Genomic DNA, 17,233 nt, shown 5'->3' with positions numbered 1-17,233 from the left:
AGCTTTTGTTGTTGCTGTGCGCGGGGAATATGTTTTCGCAAACAAAACAATAAGATTTAATTGTTGGGCAGGAGCAATACTTCTTATTGCATTGTTTTTTTCCAATCTGCGTGTCGAGGGTGTTAATTATAATAAAAAGTGGCGTACAGATTTAGAAAGTACTTTTTTGCAAAATATAGCAAAACCGCCGACTGCCTGTAAAGCATTTTATATTTGCGATTCCGGGAAAAAAGAGATTCCGCCATGGTCTTATCAAACGGAAGCTTTTGAAATTGCAAATTATTTTGGCATAAGAACAGTGAATGGGCATTCGGGCTGCAATCCTCAGGGTTGGAATCTATGGAATATCAAGAGTAAAGAATATGTTTCCAACGTGTATTCGTGGATAAAGCAGAATGATTTAAAAGATATTTACGGATACGACAGGCATACCAATACATGGGAAACATTTGCTTTTGAAAACAGGGCGGAAGTTACCGATGTGTTCTGTACGGAGAAAGGAAAATTCTCATTAACGTATGGTTTGCAGGGAGGCAGTGGGAAAGATTTTCCCTGGACTAAAAAGAACTTTGGCGTTGTAATCAACAATAAACAGGTCGGGAAAAGCGGCTTACGGCTTTCTGTAACAACGGTTTTGGATTCATACAAGGCGCAGCTAAAAAACTTGCCGTTATATATAAAGCTTTATGTTAATGGAGAGCATATTGCGGATCTTGATGTCATTAACGGCAATAAAGAGTACGTATTTAAGGTCCCCAATCAAAAAAATGATATTTATGAAGTTGAATTGAAAACAAATGCCTATTTTTGTCCGGCAAAGTTAGGCATAAATAATGATCCCAGGGAGTTGTCTCTGGCAGTGTATTATATTGGTGATTAGCGTTTATGGAATTCAGAAAGGTATCATAAAACTATGCAACCTAAAGTTTCTGTTGTTATTCCGGTTTATAACGTAGAAAAATTTCTTGCGGGTTGTCTGGACAGTGTTATCAAACAAACATTGGCAGATATAGAGATTATCTGTGTGGAAGACGGTAGTACGGATAACAGTGCGGCGATTTTAAAAAAATACTGTATGCAAGATTCGCGTCTGCGGGTCCTTTGGCATGAACGCAACCTGGGCACGGGTATGGCCAGAAAAAGCGGTGTGTTGGCTGCACGTGGCGAATACATCATGTTTCTGGATAGTGATGATGAGTTATTTCTCCATGCCTGTGAGACGGCGTACGCTGCAATAAAACGGAATGGGACAGATGTATTGGAATTTGGTGTTAAATCCATAGATAGCGCGGGGCAGGCGAAAAAAATTGATTTTTTGGAGACGGAAAATATTCCGTATTTGGAAGACAAAAATTTACTTCATTTATGGCTAAAAGGGAAACTTAAAAATTGGACAATATTGAACAAAATCTTCCGGGCAGGACTTTGTAAAAGAGCATTCCGTGAGATGGAAGATGCTTTCTATATAATGGCAGAAGATACTTATATTTCGTGTATCTACTGGTACTATGGCCGTTCTATCTCCATGATACAGGAAGAGTTATATTTGTATCATTGGGGTGTAGGAATATCAACACAGATACATCCTGCTATCACTTTGGATTATTATAAAAAACTGTTGGGAGAAAAAGACTCTCTGGATGCGATTATCCGGTTTATCAACAGTAAACCGGATAAAGACGAATACAAGACCTTTGTGCTGAAGTTTCACGATGATTGGCTGCATTTGGCTGTTTCTCTATGGCAGGGCAACCTGGCAGAAAGAGATAAAGGCGAAGGTCTTCTTGCGCTCACCCAAAAGTGGGGCATGGAAGAAACGGCGGAAGGGCTGCTTTGGCTGATGAACAGTAACAGAGAACAGGAAAAAGTTCGATTAAAGCAGGAGTTGACCATCGCGCAACAAAGGGCCCTTGACGCAGAATTGAATTTGAAGGCGGTTAAAGCGGGCTGGTCATTTCGCATAGGCAGAATAATAACGAGTATTCCGCGCAAACTGTTAGGCAGGCCATAAATGTTTAGCCTGTTATGGGCGGCATGGTCAGGGGGCAATTATGGAAAACCTTATTAAAGTGAGTGTAATTATTCCGGTATATAATGCTGAACCCTATCTGGAAGAATGTCTGGAAAGCATCTGCAATCAAACGTTAAAATCTATAGAGATTATTTGTGTGAATGACGGCTCGACGGACAAATCTTTAAATGTTTTAAATAAATTTGCGAATCGGGATTCACGTATCCGCATCATAAATCAGGAAAACAGGGGCCAATCGCAGGCGCGCAATGTGGGGATCCGGCAGGCGCAGGGAAAATATATTTACTTTTTGGACAGCGATGATTACCTTTCTGTTGAAGCATTGGAAACCCTGGTTAATACGATGGAAGCCGGGGACTTGGAAATTCTTCTTTTCAACGCGAATGTGTTTGGCGAAGGGGGCGTTGAAGAGAAACGCTTACAAACCGAAAAGGATTATTTTAAAAGAGTTCATGAATATCCTCCTGCGTGCAAAGGAGAGGATCTTTTTAGAAAGTTGATAGATAATAAAGAATATACTGCGTCTGTGCCTGTTCAATTAACAACAAGCGGTTTTTTAAAAGACCGTTCACTTTTGTTTCACGAAGGGATTATCCATGAAGATGAACTATTTGTTTTCAAGTGCCTGCTGCTCGCATCTAAAGCCGGGTACATCAAGAAAGCATTTTATTATAGAAGGGTAAGACCAAACTCTGTCATGGATCTAGGACAGCCTGAAAGAGTTCTTTTCAGTGTTATTGGTATTTTTGTCTGCGTGAAACAAATGCTGCAGTTTTGTCATTCCGCAGAGCTAAAGGAAGACAATGAAGAAGCAGTTTTTTCAAATATTGAACGAATGCTTGCCGATTGCCGGAACCGATATGGAAGGTTGGATGAGGTTGGCAGAATAAAAGCATTAACAATGGCAGGGAAGGACAAGTTTCTTTTTCAAGCATTGATTTTGGCGTCATCTAAAGAGAATGAATGTGAGAGGCGCTTATATGCAGAGAACAAGGAAAAGGAAGCGTTACAAAGCGAACTGATGCGGATAAAAACATCAAGAGGCTTTACATTTCTGACGAAGTATTACCAGGCGAGAATTTTAATAAAAAACGGGCTAACCGCGTTTCTGCAAGGAAAAAGAACAACAGAGGAAAACGCAAATCTTTCTTCTGTGACTGAAGCTGCGAAAGGTCATGAAGTGAACGCGGAAAGCAGAAACTGGCAATTGGTTAACCAGTATTTTCAATTGACTGGGGAAACCATTGACTTGCAGGACCTGGCAGAAACGGGGAAAAGCGTACTGGTCGTAGAGTTTAATGATTATCACGGAGAGTGTATTCCCGGGCTGTATAAGTATCTTTCAGATATGCATTATGATGTAGATTTCTTAATTCATGAAGGGGTGTATAAGGAAAGAGCATTGGATATGATAAACTGCAACCGTGTTTATCATTGTAATGTGGAACTCATGGCGTTGCTCCTCCAATATCTGTTAATTGAACGGTACAACATTGTTATCTTTGGTTCAAATGCCTTTACATGGAAAGGGAAATGGCATACCGTGCTACAGGAGTTTCCTTTTCTGAATCATTATCTTGATAAAATCTATGTTCTTGAGCATCAAATGGAGTATTTGGACAAAACCTTGCTGGAAATGGGACATGTGTTTGTTTTAACAGATAAACTGCCTGTTGACAGAAGGCTGATCCCGGTAAATTGCCATTGGTTTGGGAATACCTGCCTGCCGTCCAAAAACAAAATGACCCGTTTTATTTCGGCTGGCGCTATTGATCCCGTACGAAAAAACTTTAAAAAATTGGTAGAGGCGGTTGAAAATTTATATGATCAGGGAATAACTAATTTCCGTATAACTGTTGTAGGCCTTGGAAGTTTGGATAACATTGATCCAAAAATCCGTCATTTCTTTTCTGTGTGGGGCAGGGTCTCATATACTACCTTGTATAACGAAATAGGAAGGTCAGATTTTGTACTTACGTTGTTTGATCCTGACAATCCCGACCATGACCGTTACATAACGCGTGGTACAAGCGGCAGCTTTCAGTTGATTTATGGTTTTTCCAAACCCTGCCTGATTCCTGGGAAATTTGCGGATGTATACGGTTTTTCTTCAGATAATGCTGTTGTTTATCAGGGAAACCGTGATTTGGGGCAGGCTCTGCAAAAGGCCATTGAAATGACGGATGTTGAATATAACAGAATAAGAAGCAATTTGATTACGATGTCGCATGCCATATATAATCAATCTCTTGCCAATTTAAAAAATGCCCTTGGTAATCCAATCGTTACAGAGAACCATATATGCCCGACTAAGAAAAAGCCACAAATCGCATTGGAGCAGGGAATTCCTGCTTCAAAACGTATAACCACATGGGATAACCGGGCTACGTTAATCAATTATTGGACAAGTGACCCCAATATTTGTAACAGAGACTGGTTATATCAGTTTATAAAGAATAACACTGACGTCAAGCACCTGAATATATATTCGATTTTTGGCAAAAAGGAATATATAGAAAAATACGCGACAAAAAAAGATATCTTTTATTCCGGAGAGAATCTGGATGTTGAGCACGGTTTATATGATGAATATAGTGACTACTGTCTGGATTATGTAGGTTTGTCGTTAGGCTTTGCGCAACGAAACGAAGCAAACTACCTGCGGCTGCCTCTCTGGATATTGTGGATTTTCGATCCGGTTATAGATAAAGACAAGATTGCTGAACGTGTGGATTATATTAACCGCAGCCGCAATACAGGGAAATACGAATGTTCTGTGATTGCCCGACACGACAAATGGAATATGCGTGCACCCATTTATGAAGCGTTAAAAAATAAAATAAATATTTTGTGTGCCGGACAATGGAACCACAACACAAATCTTTTATGGGATGAATATAAGGACGATAAAATTAAATTTTTAAATCATTGCAAGTTTAACATATGTGCGGAAAACGAAGATACCCCCAATTATGTTACAGAAAAACTGTTTGAAGCGTTTTTGGGAGGATGCGTTCCTATTTATGCGGGTGGAGCTTCAGATCCGGAACCGGGGATTGTGAATCCTGAAGCGTTGCTCTTATGGAAACGGGGCAATAAAGAGAATAATGAAGCTATCGTAAAAAAGGTTTGCGAGTTAAATACAAATGAAACATTATATGCGGAATTTCTTTCCCGGACAAAGCTGCTGCCCTCTACGGTAGATTATGTTTATGATACATTTTTGAAGTTAAAAGAAAGAGTAACAGACTTAGATAAGATGAAGGAATAAGAGCATGAGTTTAAAAGATTATTACCGACAGCTAAATTCACAAAGCGGGGTAAAAGCGTTCATTAAAAAGAGACTGTTTAACAACTTGCTGAAAGAGCTTGTTGAACAGGAAAAAGAGATTGAAAAACAAAAAGAGATAATAGAAACGCAAACCAGGTTCTTAAAAGAAAAGGAGATGGAACTGAAGAAGCAAGAAGATTCCATTTGTGCCATTACCCGTCATATAACGGATACAGTGCTTTTACGGGATAAACCGTGCCTGCTGATTGATATGACACATGTTACGGCTATCGGGCACTGGGGGACAGGCCTGCTGCGACCCGGCGATAAAATCTGGATGACGGGGATCCGGCGGGTTGTCAACAATCTTTTCCATCAGATTTATAATCAGTCAGAAAATGTAATTCCGGTTCAACAAAAATCCGGCAAATTAATTACCAGCTATTCCTACCTCAGCCATATGGAAGGGGGCGAAGAAAGAATAGATCAGACCATAGTGCTTCAGGAAGGGGATAAAATTATATTGCTGGACGATCCGTGGGAGGACTTCGCTGCATTTTCCCATACGCTGGATATGGCCGCCGACCGGGGCGTTAAGAGCTATGGTATCGTACATGATTTGATTCCGGTTCAGTTTCCGGAAATTTGTAATAATGAAACTGTGCTGCCGAAATATATTGGATGGCATCATATGTTGCTGCAAAAAGCAGATGCCGTTATTTGTGTTTCCCGTACAACAGCCGACGCACTGATTGCGTATTATGAGAAATTACGGTTCGTACGAACGCGGCCGTTATCCGTCTACAGTTTTCATGTAGGCGCGGATATCCCGGAAGGGGTTCAAAGTGTACGGGAAGAAATCCGGCGCTTTGTTGAAGGTGGCAAATTTACCTTCCTTATGGTAGGAACGGTAGAGCCACGTAAAGGGCACATAGTAGCGTTACAGGCGTTGCAGAAGCTGCCGGAAACTATGCGTAAGGATTGCCGGCTTTTGATCATAGGGAAAAACGGCTGGCAAAATGAAAATGTCTGTAGCCTTCTTACACTTCCGGAATTCAGGGAAACCGCCCTTTGGATCAGTGATGCTTCTGATGAAGAACTGCGGTGGGCTTATGCTCATACCCATGCATTAATTGCTGCTTCCCTGCAGGAAGGATTTGGTCTGCCTCTGGTTGAGGCCGCACACTTTGGTTTGCCCCTTATTTGCAGTGATATTCCGATTTTCAAGGAAGTGACTCAGGGTTATGCCGATTATTTTAACGTGATGGATGCGAATGCTCTGGCAAAATGCCTGATGAAATGGATGCAGACAGAAAGGCATCCGGATTCCCGCAAGATACCTGTTTATTCATGGGAAGAATCTGCACGGGAAGTTTTGGATATACTGGAGGGAAAAACTATCCCGTATAAGGTATTACAATGATAATAATGCGATTCCCTGTCGTTCATTAAGATGGTTGACATTTTGAGGAAGGTTTTAGTTATGGGTTCTCTTGATTCTAAACAGATTATCGTTTCCGTTACTTCGCATCCTGCCAGGATTAACGAGGTTGTGTTAGCCATCCGTACCATGTATCGGCAGACTAAACTTCCTGATAAAGTAATTTTGTGGCTGGGAGAAGAAAAATTCCCGAATAAGCTGGATGACTTGCCGAAAGAATTGTTGCAGCTCATTACGGAAAAACATCTGGAAATCCGCTGGTGTGAAGATTTAGGACCGCATACAAAGTATTTTTATGCGTTTCAGGAATATCCGGATGCGTTAGTTATAACAATTGATGATGATATTCTGTACCCACCGGACCGCATTGAAAATCTGTACCGTTGTTATCTACACTTCCCTCAAGCAGTTTCCGCAGGGCGCGCGGATTTCGTCCCTGTTTCGGAGCAGGGGGAGATGCCGCCCGTTACAACATGGCCGGAAGAAGTGGATGCCTGGGTGTTGCAGCCTTCCATGCAGTTATATGCCATGGGGGTGAACTGCGTTCTGTATCCTACGAAGCTTTTTTTACAGGTACGGGAGCTGCTGGATAAAGAAACCATCCGACGGGTCTGTCCTTTTGCGGACGATTTATGGCTAAAGGCGATGGAGGCGGTGGCAGGGATCCCGGTTGTTGTTGCCGAACCCGACCAACCACTGCCCATATCTACGGAGAAATCGCAGGAAACAGCACTGTTTCACTACAATTGCGGGAAAGGCGGAAATAACGTACAGTGGCTGCAGATACAGCAGGAAATTGACAGGCGTTATGGCAAAGGTACCTTCTGCCGGAAACTGTCGGATGTCTCTGTTGGCAAAGATTTGACCGGAAGCAAAGCCCTGTGTGAGCTGGCCAGGTATTTTCAAAGCAAGATGCATAATCTTCAGAACCAGTATGCCAAATACCGTACACTGCGTGTTGATATAAACAATAATGGCGGCAAGGATTGCAATCTGGTGGAACGGATTATCAGCCCCAAAGCGTTTTTTGTGTGCAAGCCAGTCTTCCTTCCCAACGGGGTGATGATAGAGGCAGTATCCGATCGGATGAAGATTGTAGTACAGTGTGAAGGCGATGGGGAGCTGGGGATTAATTTGCTGGGAAAAGATATGTCAAATGCTTCCGGTAAACGGTATCCGGTCTGGATTGATGTGAACAAATTTGTGATAAATGGTGAAACTGTTTTTCACGATACGAAGACAGTCTGTCATGACAGTCCATTTAATTATAGTAGAAAGGTATCTGACGGCGAGTTGCTTGAACTTGAACTGGAATGGTCTGAATGCCAGTCGGCGACTATATCGGAAGAGTATCGGAGAATGCAGCAGGAAATTGCCGGCCTCAAAAATTCACGTTCCTATAAAATTGGCAGGCTGATTACGTTTATCCCGAGAGTTATAAGGGACTGGATTAAATAAGACTTGATGACGATCGAGCAGTTAACAAAGAGAAAAGGTTCTATTCACATGTGTAAAAAATATTTGAGAATCGTGATGTACGTTGTTTTTGTAATTATTGTTTCCCTGCTGACCGGCTGCCAAAAAGAAACAGGCTTAAAACCCTCTACCCATACACTTATATACAATTCGAATCAACAGCAGAATATTCGGTACGTCATTGAGAATGGCATTGCCTTCTCCCATGCATCCGGTCTTTATGACAAACCGGAATTGAAAGTGCATATGAAAGCGCCGGAAGGGTATACGATCGCCTTTACTACGAACGGAACAAAACCTTCTGAAAAAGATGCCTGCGGCAAGTCTGAACTAGATGTTATCTTAAACCGCAGTATGTCCGGTTACCTTGTGAGCCATAAAGAACAGATGCTGTGTCCTGAATTTAATAATTTTGTTCTTTGCAAGGATAACAGTCTGCCAACCGGCGTTATTCTGAATACGGCTCTGGTTGACAACAAAGGCGTCGTCAGTGATACAGTGCAGACAAATGTTTATTTTTTAAATGTAGATTTCGCAAAAAAGTTTCCAGGGTGTCTGGTTGTTTCAATAACGACAGACCCGCGAAATCTGCTGGATTATAAAACCGGTATCCTTGCGACCGGCGCCGTGTATGACGATTGGAAAAAGACGGATGCAGGTAAGAAAATGATAGCCGGAAAACAGTGGTGGAAAGTCGAAGCGAACTTTACCCGGAAGGGTAAGAACTGGGAGAGGCCCTGCCGGATACAGATATTCAAAAGCGGTTCAGTAAAACCGAATCTGGAAATAAACGCGGGGTTACGGGTACGGGGAGGTATGTCGCGGGGATATAGTCAAAAATCTTTTTCGCTATATTTTCGGGAAGAGTATGGGGATAAGTTGTTGTCATTTCCGTTATTTGACAAAAACAGAGAGTATAAAACATTTTCGTTGCGAAACGGTGGAAACGATACCGACTACCTGAAGTTTAAAGATACGTTTATTCAGGATCTGGGTAAGGGAGGCAGGTTCACCGTTTTTGATTCCCGCCCGGCCGTATTGTTTTTAAACGGCGAATACTGGGGATCCTATTCGTTGAATGAAATTATCTCGGATAAAACGATGCATACCCTGTTCGGGGTTGATGAGAATAATGTGGTCGTGATTAAGGAAGCAAAAGTTGAGGTTGGGAAAAAAGAAGACATAAAACTTTATGAAGAACTGCAGTCTTTTGCAGATAAGGATTTAACGGATCCTGCAACATACCAGAAGTTTTGCGATGCGGTGGATGTCCGTTCCATGGCAGATTATTTTGCCATGCGAATCTATACCGGCGACGGGGATTGGACTCCCATTCACAACCATGTACTCTGGCGAAGCCGCGACAAATCGTATAATGGCGGACGATGGCAGTTTATTGTCCACGATACGGAATACAGCGCAGGGCACTATAATCAGAAACTGACCTCCCCTGAGACAGATCACTTCCGGATGGCGATGCAGAATTTCCCGGTGTTTAGAACAGCTATCCGGAATAAAGAGTTCTTTGCATTGTTTCTGGAAGCCATAAAAAAAACCGGGTCAGAAAACTATAAGTATTCTAGGGTACAGGAAAAAATGAATTCCTATGATAAAACCTGGGGACCGCTAGTGCCGGACTTCTATAAGCGCTTCGGAGATTCTTCACGTAATAGGAAAGAATGTATGGAATTAACATTGAATTTCTTCAAAAAGAGGTATGATATTATTATTCCTATTGTGGAAAAGTGGAGACCGTGATGAAAACGGTTTCTTGTTTTTATAATTTAGATAAGAATAATGTAATGGCTTATTCAATTGGAAGAAAAAATGGTTAATTAAGGTTGTTTTGCGTGTGAATTAGATAATGTTTTCCAATTATGATATAATATTGTCAAAGCTATTAATGATGCTAGACAATTTTATATCATTTTTATTTGGGGGGGATTTCCATGGAAACGTTTCAACAGACCACCTGCCTGCCGTTGTTGCGCAGCAGTTACAACGGGCTGACCAAATCGGAACAGAAGCTGGCGGATTTTATTTTAAAGAACCCGTCTGATGTGATGCACATGACCATGAGCGAACTGGCGGATGCCACCTCCAGCGCGGATGCAACCGTGTTCCGTTTCTGTCATAAGCTGGGTTTCAGTGGCTTTCAGGGCATGAAGCAGGCTTTGGCAGGGGATCTGTTTTCCCCGGCGGAATCCCTGTCCCAGGAAGTGAACGCGGACGATACTCCCCGGGATATCACCCGGAAGGTCTTTCAGGATATGATCGACGCCCTGCAGGAAACTCAGAAGATGCTGGATTACAAGGCGCTGGAGCAGGCCATTGACCTTGTGTCGAAAACGGAGCGGGTCGATGCTTATGGCTATGGCGGCAGCGGCACTATCGCCCAGGACATCGCCCACCGGTTTATGCGGTTCGGGCTGGACGTGCATGCCTACAGTGATCCCCATCTGCAGATTGCGTCGGCGTCTCTCCTGAAACCGGAAGATGTGGTGATTGCCATTTCCCACACGGGGGCCAGCATTGATCTGCTGAAGGTACTGGAGATGGCCCGGTCCCGGGGCAGCAAGATCATCCTGATCACCAGCTATCTGAAATCCCCGGCCACGAAGCTGGCGGACGTAGTGCTGACCGGCCTGGCCCGGGAGACAAGCTACCGCAGCGAGGCCATGGCGTCCCGCCTGGTGCACCTGGCCATTCTGGACTGCCTGTATACCGGCGTGATGCAGCGCCGCATGGACGATTATATTGATAATATGAAGCAGGTGCGGAAGGCGATTGCAAGTCAGAAGATGTAATAATGAATATGATTTGATTAATTTTATTATTAATTAATTATATCCCTGTGATTTTTATCAATAAAAAGAAAGGAACGAAGAATGTCAAAAACTGCTTTAATTACCGGCATCACAGGCCAGGACGGTTCATATCTGGCAGAGTTTTTGCTGGAAAAGGTGTACGAAGTACACGGAATCTACTGGCGTTCCTTTCTTTCCAATACCAATCGGATTGAACACCTGTTAGATAAGATTGCCCTGCACTGCGGAGACCTTACGGATTCTTCTTCTTTGATTCGTATTGTCATCTGGTAAAACCGGATGACTTTGTCATTGCTGCCGGCGAGCAGCACTCGGTCCGGGAGTTTACGGAAAAAGCGTTTGCAATCAATGGCATTACCCTGTGCTGGAAAGGAATGGGACTGGATGAAAAAGGCTATGACATTACGACGGGTAAAAGGGAGCTGTGTTTTTATTCCTCTAAAAGTATCCCTTTGAAACTAAGCGGGAAGGCGCAGATTTTGAAGGTGAGTTGTTAATATTATTTAAGTGGCATTATTATTTCAATTGGAATGTTTTAGAAGGAGCTGAAGCAAGATCTTATGGTTATTGTGAGAATTAAATGCGGTCTCGGGAATCAGCTTTTTCAGTATGCAGCGGCTTATGCGCTGTCCCGGCGGTTAAAGCAGCCTTTTTTATTGGAATGCTTGCCCGAAGAACAACGTCCATATAGGCTGGATCTGTTGAATATAATTGATGAGACTCTTAAGAATCCTGAACAAATACCATGGGGGATAGGTGTTATAAATAATAAATATGTTAAACGTGCGATGAGGGTTCTGCATTTACAGTATTGTCGTTTTGTGAACGTTGCGTATTTATGGGAAATATATGATAGATTTATTAAAGAGTTTTTTACTGTTAACGCAAACATTGTTTATCTTGACGGTTATTTTCAGTCTGAACTATATTTTAAGCCGTATAAAGCAGAACTGCAAAAGCAATTTACACCTCGGTATTCTGCAGATCCTTCTTATCTTCAGGTGTTAAGTGAGATAAATAGTTGTAATGCCGTGGCTGTACATGTCCGTCGGGGGGATTTCGCAACGTCCGCTCATCCATTCCATTATTTGCTTACAGAAGGTTATTATATAAGGGCAATTGAATATATAAGGAAACGTGTTGAGTCACCGGTATTTTTCTGGTTTACAGAGGATTTTGAGTGGGTGCGTGAGCATTTTGCAAAAGAGCGGGATTTCAGGTTTGTAAATGTAAAAACCCAAAATGGCGATATTGATGATATGATGTTGATGAAGAATTGCAAACACATCATTACAGCAAACAGTACGTTTTCATGGTGGGCGGCTTGGTTGAACGAACATGAGGATGCGATTCGTATTGTTCCCGCTAAACCATTTGGCATTAAAGAAATGATTCCGGAAAACTGGGTTAAATTACCGATATGAATTGATAAATGATTTTTAAATCATGATATTTTTTAACTAGGCTACTACGTTCAGCGACAGGGTTCCGTTTTTTATCGAGTTAACGAATGCGATTTTGGAAAAAATCAAAAAACGCATGCGTTAACGGAGATTATTTTCAAAAATTCATAAATGCGATACAATTAATTGAATTAATTGGAATAATTAGTGGAGGCAATTACTTGAAAAGCTGTTTGAAATCAGACTGGACGCCTCTCTTAATGCAGTGGTACGACGCCAACAAACGCGACCTGCCCTGGCGGACGGAATCGCCCCGGGACCCGTACAAGGTGTGGGTCTCGGAGATCATGCTGCAGCAGACAAGGGTAGAAGCGGTAAAATCGTATTATACAAACTGGATGGAACATTTTCCGGACATTCCGTCTCTGGCGGCCGCGGAGGAAGACGAAGTGGTACGGCAGTGGCAGGGGCTGGGCTACTATTCACGCGCCCGGAACCTGCATACGGCAGTGCGGGAAGTGATGGATACGTATGGGGGCAAGGTACCGGAGGCGCGGGAAGAGATCCGCAAACTGAAGGGGATTGGAGACTATACCGCCGGCGCCATCCTCAGCATGGCCTACGGGAAACGGGAAACCGCGGTGGATGGAAACGTGCTCCGGGTGTTTGCCCGTATTTATAATATTGAAGAAAATATTCTTTCCGCCAAAGTGAAAAAGGAAATAACAGAGCTGGTGAAAGCACGGCAGGATGCATCACGCCCCGGCGATTTCAATGAGGCGCTGATGGATCTGGGAGCGACGGTCTGCATTCCCGGCCAGCCCCGGTGTGAGGCGTGTCCGCTGTCCGGCGTGTGCAAATCAAAGGCGGTGGGAAAGGAAAGTTTGATCCCGCTACGGGTCACGAAGAAAGAAGTGCCGGTGGAGCCGGTTACGGTGTTTGTGGTGAAAGCGACGGCGAAAAATTTAGTTGCACATCCTGTGCAGTGTGGAACTGAAAACAAAATGAATGAAATGAAAAATGAAAAATCTTTTTATCTGCTCCATCGCCGTCCGTCCAAGGGCCTGCTGGCTGGCATGTGGGAGTTTCCCAACTGTGTGGGGGAAGGAGAGCAGGGGAAAGAAGCGCTGACTGCGGAACTGGCTGCTCTCGGGGTTCGGGTAGAAGAAATTTCCGGCCCCGTAAAACAGATCCGTCATGTTTTTTCCCATAAAATCTGGCAGATGGCGGTTTATACAGCAGAGGCAGAGGGGAAAACGGCATCATGTGCGCAGATTGCTGCCGGGACGGGTTTGCGAAAAGATGATAAAGAGAATGGTGTTACTACGCGTTTTGACACTGCGGTCCTTCCTTCCGGGTGGCGCTGGGTACCGGTTAATGAACTGGCGGAGTATAATCTGGCCGGGCCCCATAACCGTATCCTTGGTGAAGTGGTGTGGAATGGAAAGTGAGCTTTCTTGCCGGTATCATTTGTTCCGTCAGCATAGTACTATAATAGGAAAGAATTTGTTTAAATTGCATGTAAACAGCGACAATAAAACAGTTACAAAAGAATAATATTAATATTTAGCGAAATGTGTTATATCTGTGAAATTTGCCCTCTTTTTTGCTTGACAGAAAATTCGTCTATGGATAGAATTAGAAAAGAAATAAACTAGTCAAAATAAAACTAAAAAAAGAAATAAACTATTCAATGTGTATGAGCAGGGAGGGCTCCTAAATGGGAAAGCTGGGAACTTACATATCGAATCAGATTAAGACAACCAGGAACACGTTCCGGGATCCGATTATTGCGACGGTCGCGGTGGGTATGGTCCTGGCTCTTTTTGTCTTTGTGGTGTGGCCGCTGCTGATGGTGGTGAAGCAGAGCTTCACGGACCTGGACGGCAATTTCAGCCTGCAGGCCTACGTCAACATCGTGACCATGAGCGAGACGTATCAGGCGCTGGTGAATACCCTGATGCTGGCGATCATCGTAGGGGTGCTGGCAACCTCGGTGGGTTTCCTCTTCGCTTACTGTTCGTCCCACCTGGCCATCAAAGGTAAAAAGCTGTTCAACCTGATGGCTCTGCTCCCCATGGTATCGCCGCCGTTCTCCGTGGCCCTGTCCATCATCATGCTGTTCGGAAGCCGCGGCCTGGTGACTTACAGCCTTTTAGGCTGGAGCAACACCAACATCTACGGGCTGAAAGGCCTGATCTTCGTACAGACGATTTCCTATTTCCCCATCGCGTTCCTGCTGCTGGCGGGCATGCTGCAGTCCATCGACCCCAGCATTGAAGACGCGGCCCGGGACCTGGGTTCTTCCAAGTGGCGCACCTTCAGTTCGGTGACGATCCCACTGGTACGGCCCGGCATCGCCAACGCCTTCCTGCTGGTGTTCATTAAATCGGTGGCCGACTTCGCCAACCCCATGGCCATCGGCGGCAACTTCTCCACCCTGGCCACCCAGGTGTACCTGCAGGCTATCGGCAGCTACGACGTACAGGGCGGCGCTGCGGTAGCGGTGGTGCTGCTGGACATCGCCATCATCCTCTTCATCCTGTCCAAGTATTGGATCGAAAAGAAGACCTACATCACCGTAACCGGCAAGGCGTCCCGGGAACGCACCATGATCGACGATCCCCAGATCGTGGGCCTGGTGGGCGGCTTCTGCTTCCTGGTGACCGCCATCGTGCTGGCCATCTACATCCTGATTCCTATCGCTTCCTTCATTAAGATGTGGGGCGTTGACTACAGCTTTACCACGGCCCATTACAAATACGCGCTGGAAGTCGGCATGGATGCCATCAAGGACACCACCCTGCTGAGCATCATCGCCACGCCCATCGCCGGTATCCTGGGCATGATCATCGCCTACCTGGTGGTGCGTAAGAAATTCATCGGCCGGGGCTTCATCAACTTCTCGTCCCTGCTGAGTATCGCGGTACCGGGCACCGTAATCGGTATCGGCTACATCCTGACCTTCAACGAGCCTCCTGTACAGCTCACCGGTACGGCGGCCATCCTCATCGCGGCCTTCGTCATCCGGGCCCTGCCCATCGGCATCCGGGCCGGTGAAAGCAGCCTGCAGCAGATCGACCCCAGTATCGAGGAAGCGGCGGCGGACCTGGGTTCCAACGCCAGCCGGGTGTTCACCACGGTGACCCTGCCCCTGATCAAGAGCGCCTTCTTCGGCGGCCTGATCTACTCCTTCATCCGCAGCATGACCAGTATCAGCGCGGTCATCTTCCTGGTGTCCGCCAACTATAGCCTGCTGACGGTCCTGATCCTGGACCAGGTGGAAGACAACCAGTTCGGCGTGGCTTCGGCCTTCTCCACCATCCTGATCCTTATCGTATATGTAGCCATCATCGTTATCAAGCTGCTGCTGAACCGTCTGGGCAGCAACCCGCAGAAAAGTCAGGCATAAGTTAAAATAATATTGCGCAGGATAAATTTTCCTGTGCAAGGCGGAGGAGGGAAGGTGTAGTTAAACCTACTCCGACCGACGACAACGCAGCACAGGGAAATGTAGACAAGCAAGAAGGAGAATGTGAAAATGGCAAAACAGGCTAGCATCCAGTTAAAAAATCTGACCAAGGAATATGTGACCCATGAAGGCACCGGTACGTTTTTAGCGGTAGACCATATTAACGTGGATATCGCCAGCGGCCAGTTCGTGACCCTGCTGGGGCCTTCCGGCTGCGGCAAGACCACCACCCTGCGCATGATTGCGGGCTTTGAAGGCATCAGCGACGGGGAGATCCTGCTGGACGGCGTACGTATCAACGAGCTGACCCCGGACAAGCGGGACTCCAGCATGGTGTTCCAGAGCTACGCGCTGTTCCCTCATTACGATGTGTTTGATAACGTAGGCTACGGCCTTGTCAATAAAAAGATGGACAAGAAGACCATCGAGGAAAAGGTTATGAACATGCTGGACCTGGTAGGCCTGAAAGGCATGGAACACCGGATGCCCAACCAGCTGTCCGGCGGCCAGCAGCAGCGTGTGGCGTTAGCCCGGGCCCTGGTCATGGAACCGGCGGTGCTGCTCTTCGACGAACCCCTGTCCAACCTGGATGCCAAGCTGCGCGTGTACATGCGCACAGAGATCCGCAAGATCCAGCAGCGCATCGGCATCACCAGCGTCTACGTAACCCACGACCAGAGCGAAGCCATGGCCCTGTCCGACAAGGTCATCATCATGAACGGCGGGAAGATTGAACAGGTAGGCAGCCCCACGGAGATTTATCAGTATCCGGCCAGCCACTTTGTGGCGGACTTTATCGGCACTGCCAACTTTGTGCCGGCGAAGGTGAAGAGCGTCAGCAGCAGGGGAACCAGGCTGGAAAGCAAAGCGGGCCCCGGACTGGAGATCGGTACGGCCGTTGTGGAAATGTTCGGCCAGGAATTCACTGCCAAGTGCATCCAGGGCGATCTGGCGGCCGGCGATACGGTGGAAGTGGTGATCCGTCCGGAAGCCATCGAACTGGCAGATGACGGGGATGTGAAAGCGGAAGTAACAAGCTCCACCTACATGGGCCAGATGCAGGATTATGTGGTGCAGGCCGGCGGACAGGAACTGGTGACGGAGACCTACAACCCCAGCAGCAAGAAAGTGTACAACCCGGGAGATACGGTGTATCTGCGCATCCAGAGAGAAAGTCTGCATGCGATCAAGAAATAAATTTATATTTTTTAAGTCCAGCGGTAAAATGTCAAGACACCAATGAGTAAAAAACACTAGTTTTTAAAACTCATTTCAAGCAATGCAAAACACCTACCTAAGCCCCGCAGCCT

Annotated in this window: 13 protein-coding genes; all 13 read left to right on the top strand. The window is 45.4% G+C overall.

The genetic code is table 11. The annotated features are described in order from the left end of the window. On the top strand, positions 1 to 880 hold an 880-nt coding region (locus ACZOWY_RS11530; protein ID WP_484398240.1), incomplete at its 5' end, for a hypothetical protein. Between the two features lie 33 nt (positions 881 to 913). Beyond that, positions 914 to 2,011: a glycosyltransferase family 2 protein gene (locus ACZOWY_RS11525; protein ID WP_484398237.1), complete on the top strand. Its 1,098-nt coding sequence runs from the start codon at positions 914 to 916 to the stop codon at positions 2,009 to 2,011. 40 nt (positions 2,012 to 2,051) lie between these two features. After that, a complete protein-coding gene (locus tag ACZOWY_RS11520; protein ID WP_484398233.1) occupies positions 2,052 to 5,303 on the top strand; it encodes a glycosyltransferase in 3,252 nt (1,083 codons plus the stop codon). A 4-nt stretch (positions 5,304 to 5,307) separates the two neighbouring features. Beyond that, on the top strand, positions 5,308 to 6,726 hold the full coding sequence (locus ACZOWY_RS11515) for a glycosyltransferase family 4 protein (RefSeq protein ID WP_484398230.1): 1,419 nt from the start codon (positions 5,308 to 5,310) through the stop codon (positions 6,724 to 6,726). Between the two features lie 60 nt (positions 6,727 to 6,786). After that, entirely contained in the window at positions 6,787 to 8,202 is a 1,416-nt protein-coding gene (locus tag ACZOWY_RS11510; RefSeq protein ID WP_484398226.1) for a hypothetical protein, read from the top strand. Positions 8,203 to 8,277: 75 nt separating this feature from the next. Continuing rightward, a complete protein-coding gene (locus tag ACZOWY_RS11505; RefSeq protein WP_484398220.1) occupies positions 8,278 to 9,978 on the top strand; it encodes a CotH kinase family protein in 1,701 nt (566 codons plus the stop codon). A 191-nt stretch (positions 9,979 to 10,169) separates the two neighbouring features. Next, positions 10,170 to 11,027, top strand: coding sequence for a MurR/RpiR family transcriptional regulator (locus ACZOWY_RS11500; RefSeq protein WP_484398215.1), 858 nt, complete (start codon positions 10,170 to 10,172; stop codon positions 11,025 to 11,027). Between the two features lie 81 nt (positions 11,028 to 11,108). Beyond that, entirely contained in the window at positions 11,109 to 11,321 is a 213-nt protein-coding gene (locus tag ACZOWY_RS11495) for a GDP-mannose 4,6-dehydratase (RefSeq protein WP_484398210.1), read from the top strand. Next, the gene (locus ACZOWY_RS11490; RefSeq protein WP_484398245.1) at positions 11,270 to 11,545 is read left to right on the top strand and encodes a GDP-mannose 4,6-dehydratase; all 276 of its coding nucleotides are present in this window, start codon (positions 11,270 to 11,272) and stop codon (positions 11,543 to 11,545) included. Before ACZOWY_RS11495 ends, ACZOWY_RS11490 begins: the two co-directional genes overlap by 52 nt. A gap of 63 nt (positions 11,546 to 11,608) precedes the next feature. After that, positions 11,609 to 12,472 (top strand): alpha-1,2-fucosyltransferase, encoded by an 864-nt coding sequence (locus ACZOWY_RS11485; RefSeq protein ID WP_484398205.1) that lies wholly within the window; start codon positions 11,609 to 11,611, stop codon positions 12,470 to 12,472. Positions 12,473 to 12,672: 200 nt separating this feature from the next. Then, positions 12,673 to 13,902 (top strand): A/G-specific adenine glycosylase, encoded by a 1,230-nt coding sequence (gene mutY / locus ACZOWY_RS11480; RefSeq protein ID WP_484398201.1) that lies wholly within the window; start codon positions 12,673 to 12,675, stop codon positions 13,900 to 13,902. A 269-nt stretch (positions 13,903 to 14,171) separates the two neighbouring features. Further along, on the top strand, positions 14,172 to 15,863 hold the full coding sequence (locus ACZOWY_RS11475) for an ABC transporter permease (protein ID WP_484398197.1): 1,692 nt from the start codon (positions 14,172 to 14,174) through the stop codon (positions 15,861 to 15,863). Between the two features lie 129 nt (positions 15,864 to 15,992). Next, positions 15,993 to 17,120 carry an ABC transporter ATP-binding protein gene (locus ACZOWY_RS11470; protein WP_484398192.1) on the top strand — a complete coding sequence of 376 codons (1,128 nt, stop codon included), beginning with the start codon at positions 15,993 to 15,995 and terminating at the stop codon, positions 17,118 to 17,120. Positions 17,121 to 17,233 lie beyond the last annotated feature (113 nt).

This window comes from Succiniclasticum sp. (assembly GCF_056977735.1).
This window is presented reverse-complemented; position numbering and strand designations above follow the sequence as displayed.

What these genes read in the sequence shown, in the direction of transcription:
- ACZOWY_RS11505 (WP_484398220.1), top strand. Translation starts at nt 8,278, where the DNA reads ATGTACGTTGTTTTTGTAATTATTGTTTCCCTGCTGACCGGCTGCCAA.
- ACZOWY_RS11515 (WP_484398230.1), top strand. Translation starts at nt 5,308, where the DNA reads ATGAGTTTAAAAGATTATTACCGACAGCTAAATTCACAAAGCGGGGTA.
- ACZOWY_RS11475 (WP_484398197.1), top strand. Translation starts at nt 14,172, where the DNA reads ATGGGAAAGCTGGGAACTTACATATCGAATCAGATTAAGACAACCAGG.
- ACZOWY_RS11525 (WP_484398237.1), top strand. Translation starts at nt 914, where the DNA reads ATGCAACCTAAAGTTTCTGTTGTTATTCCGGTTTATAACGTAGAAAAA.
- ACZOWY_RS11470 (WP_484398192.1), top strand. Translation starts at nt 15,993, where the DNA reads ATGGCAAAACAGGCTAGCATCCAGTTAAAAAATCTGACCAAGGAATAT.
- ACZOWY_RS11485 (WP_484398205.1), top strand. Translation starts at nt 11,609, where the DNA reads ATGGTTATTGTGAGAATTAAATGCGGTCTCGGGAATCAGCTTTTTCAG.
- ACZOWY_RS11520 (WP_484398233.1), top strand. Translation starts at nt 2,052, where the DNA reads ATGGAAAACCTTATTAAAGTGAGTGTAATTATTCCGGTATATAATGCT.
- ACZOWY_RS11510 (WP_484398226.1), top strand. Translation starts at nt 6,787, where the DNA reads ATGGGTTCTCTTGATTCTAAACAGATTATCGTTTCCGTTACTTCGCAT.
- ACZOWY_RS11500 (WP_484398215.1), top strand. Translation starts at nt 10,170, where the DNA reads ATGGAAACGTTTCAACAGACCACCTGCCTGCCGTTGTTGCGCAGCAGT.
- ACZOWY_RS11495 (WP_484398210.1), top strand. Translation starts at nt 11,109, where the DNA reads ATGTCAAAAACTGCTTTAATTACCGGCATCACAGGCCAGGACGGTTCA.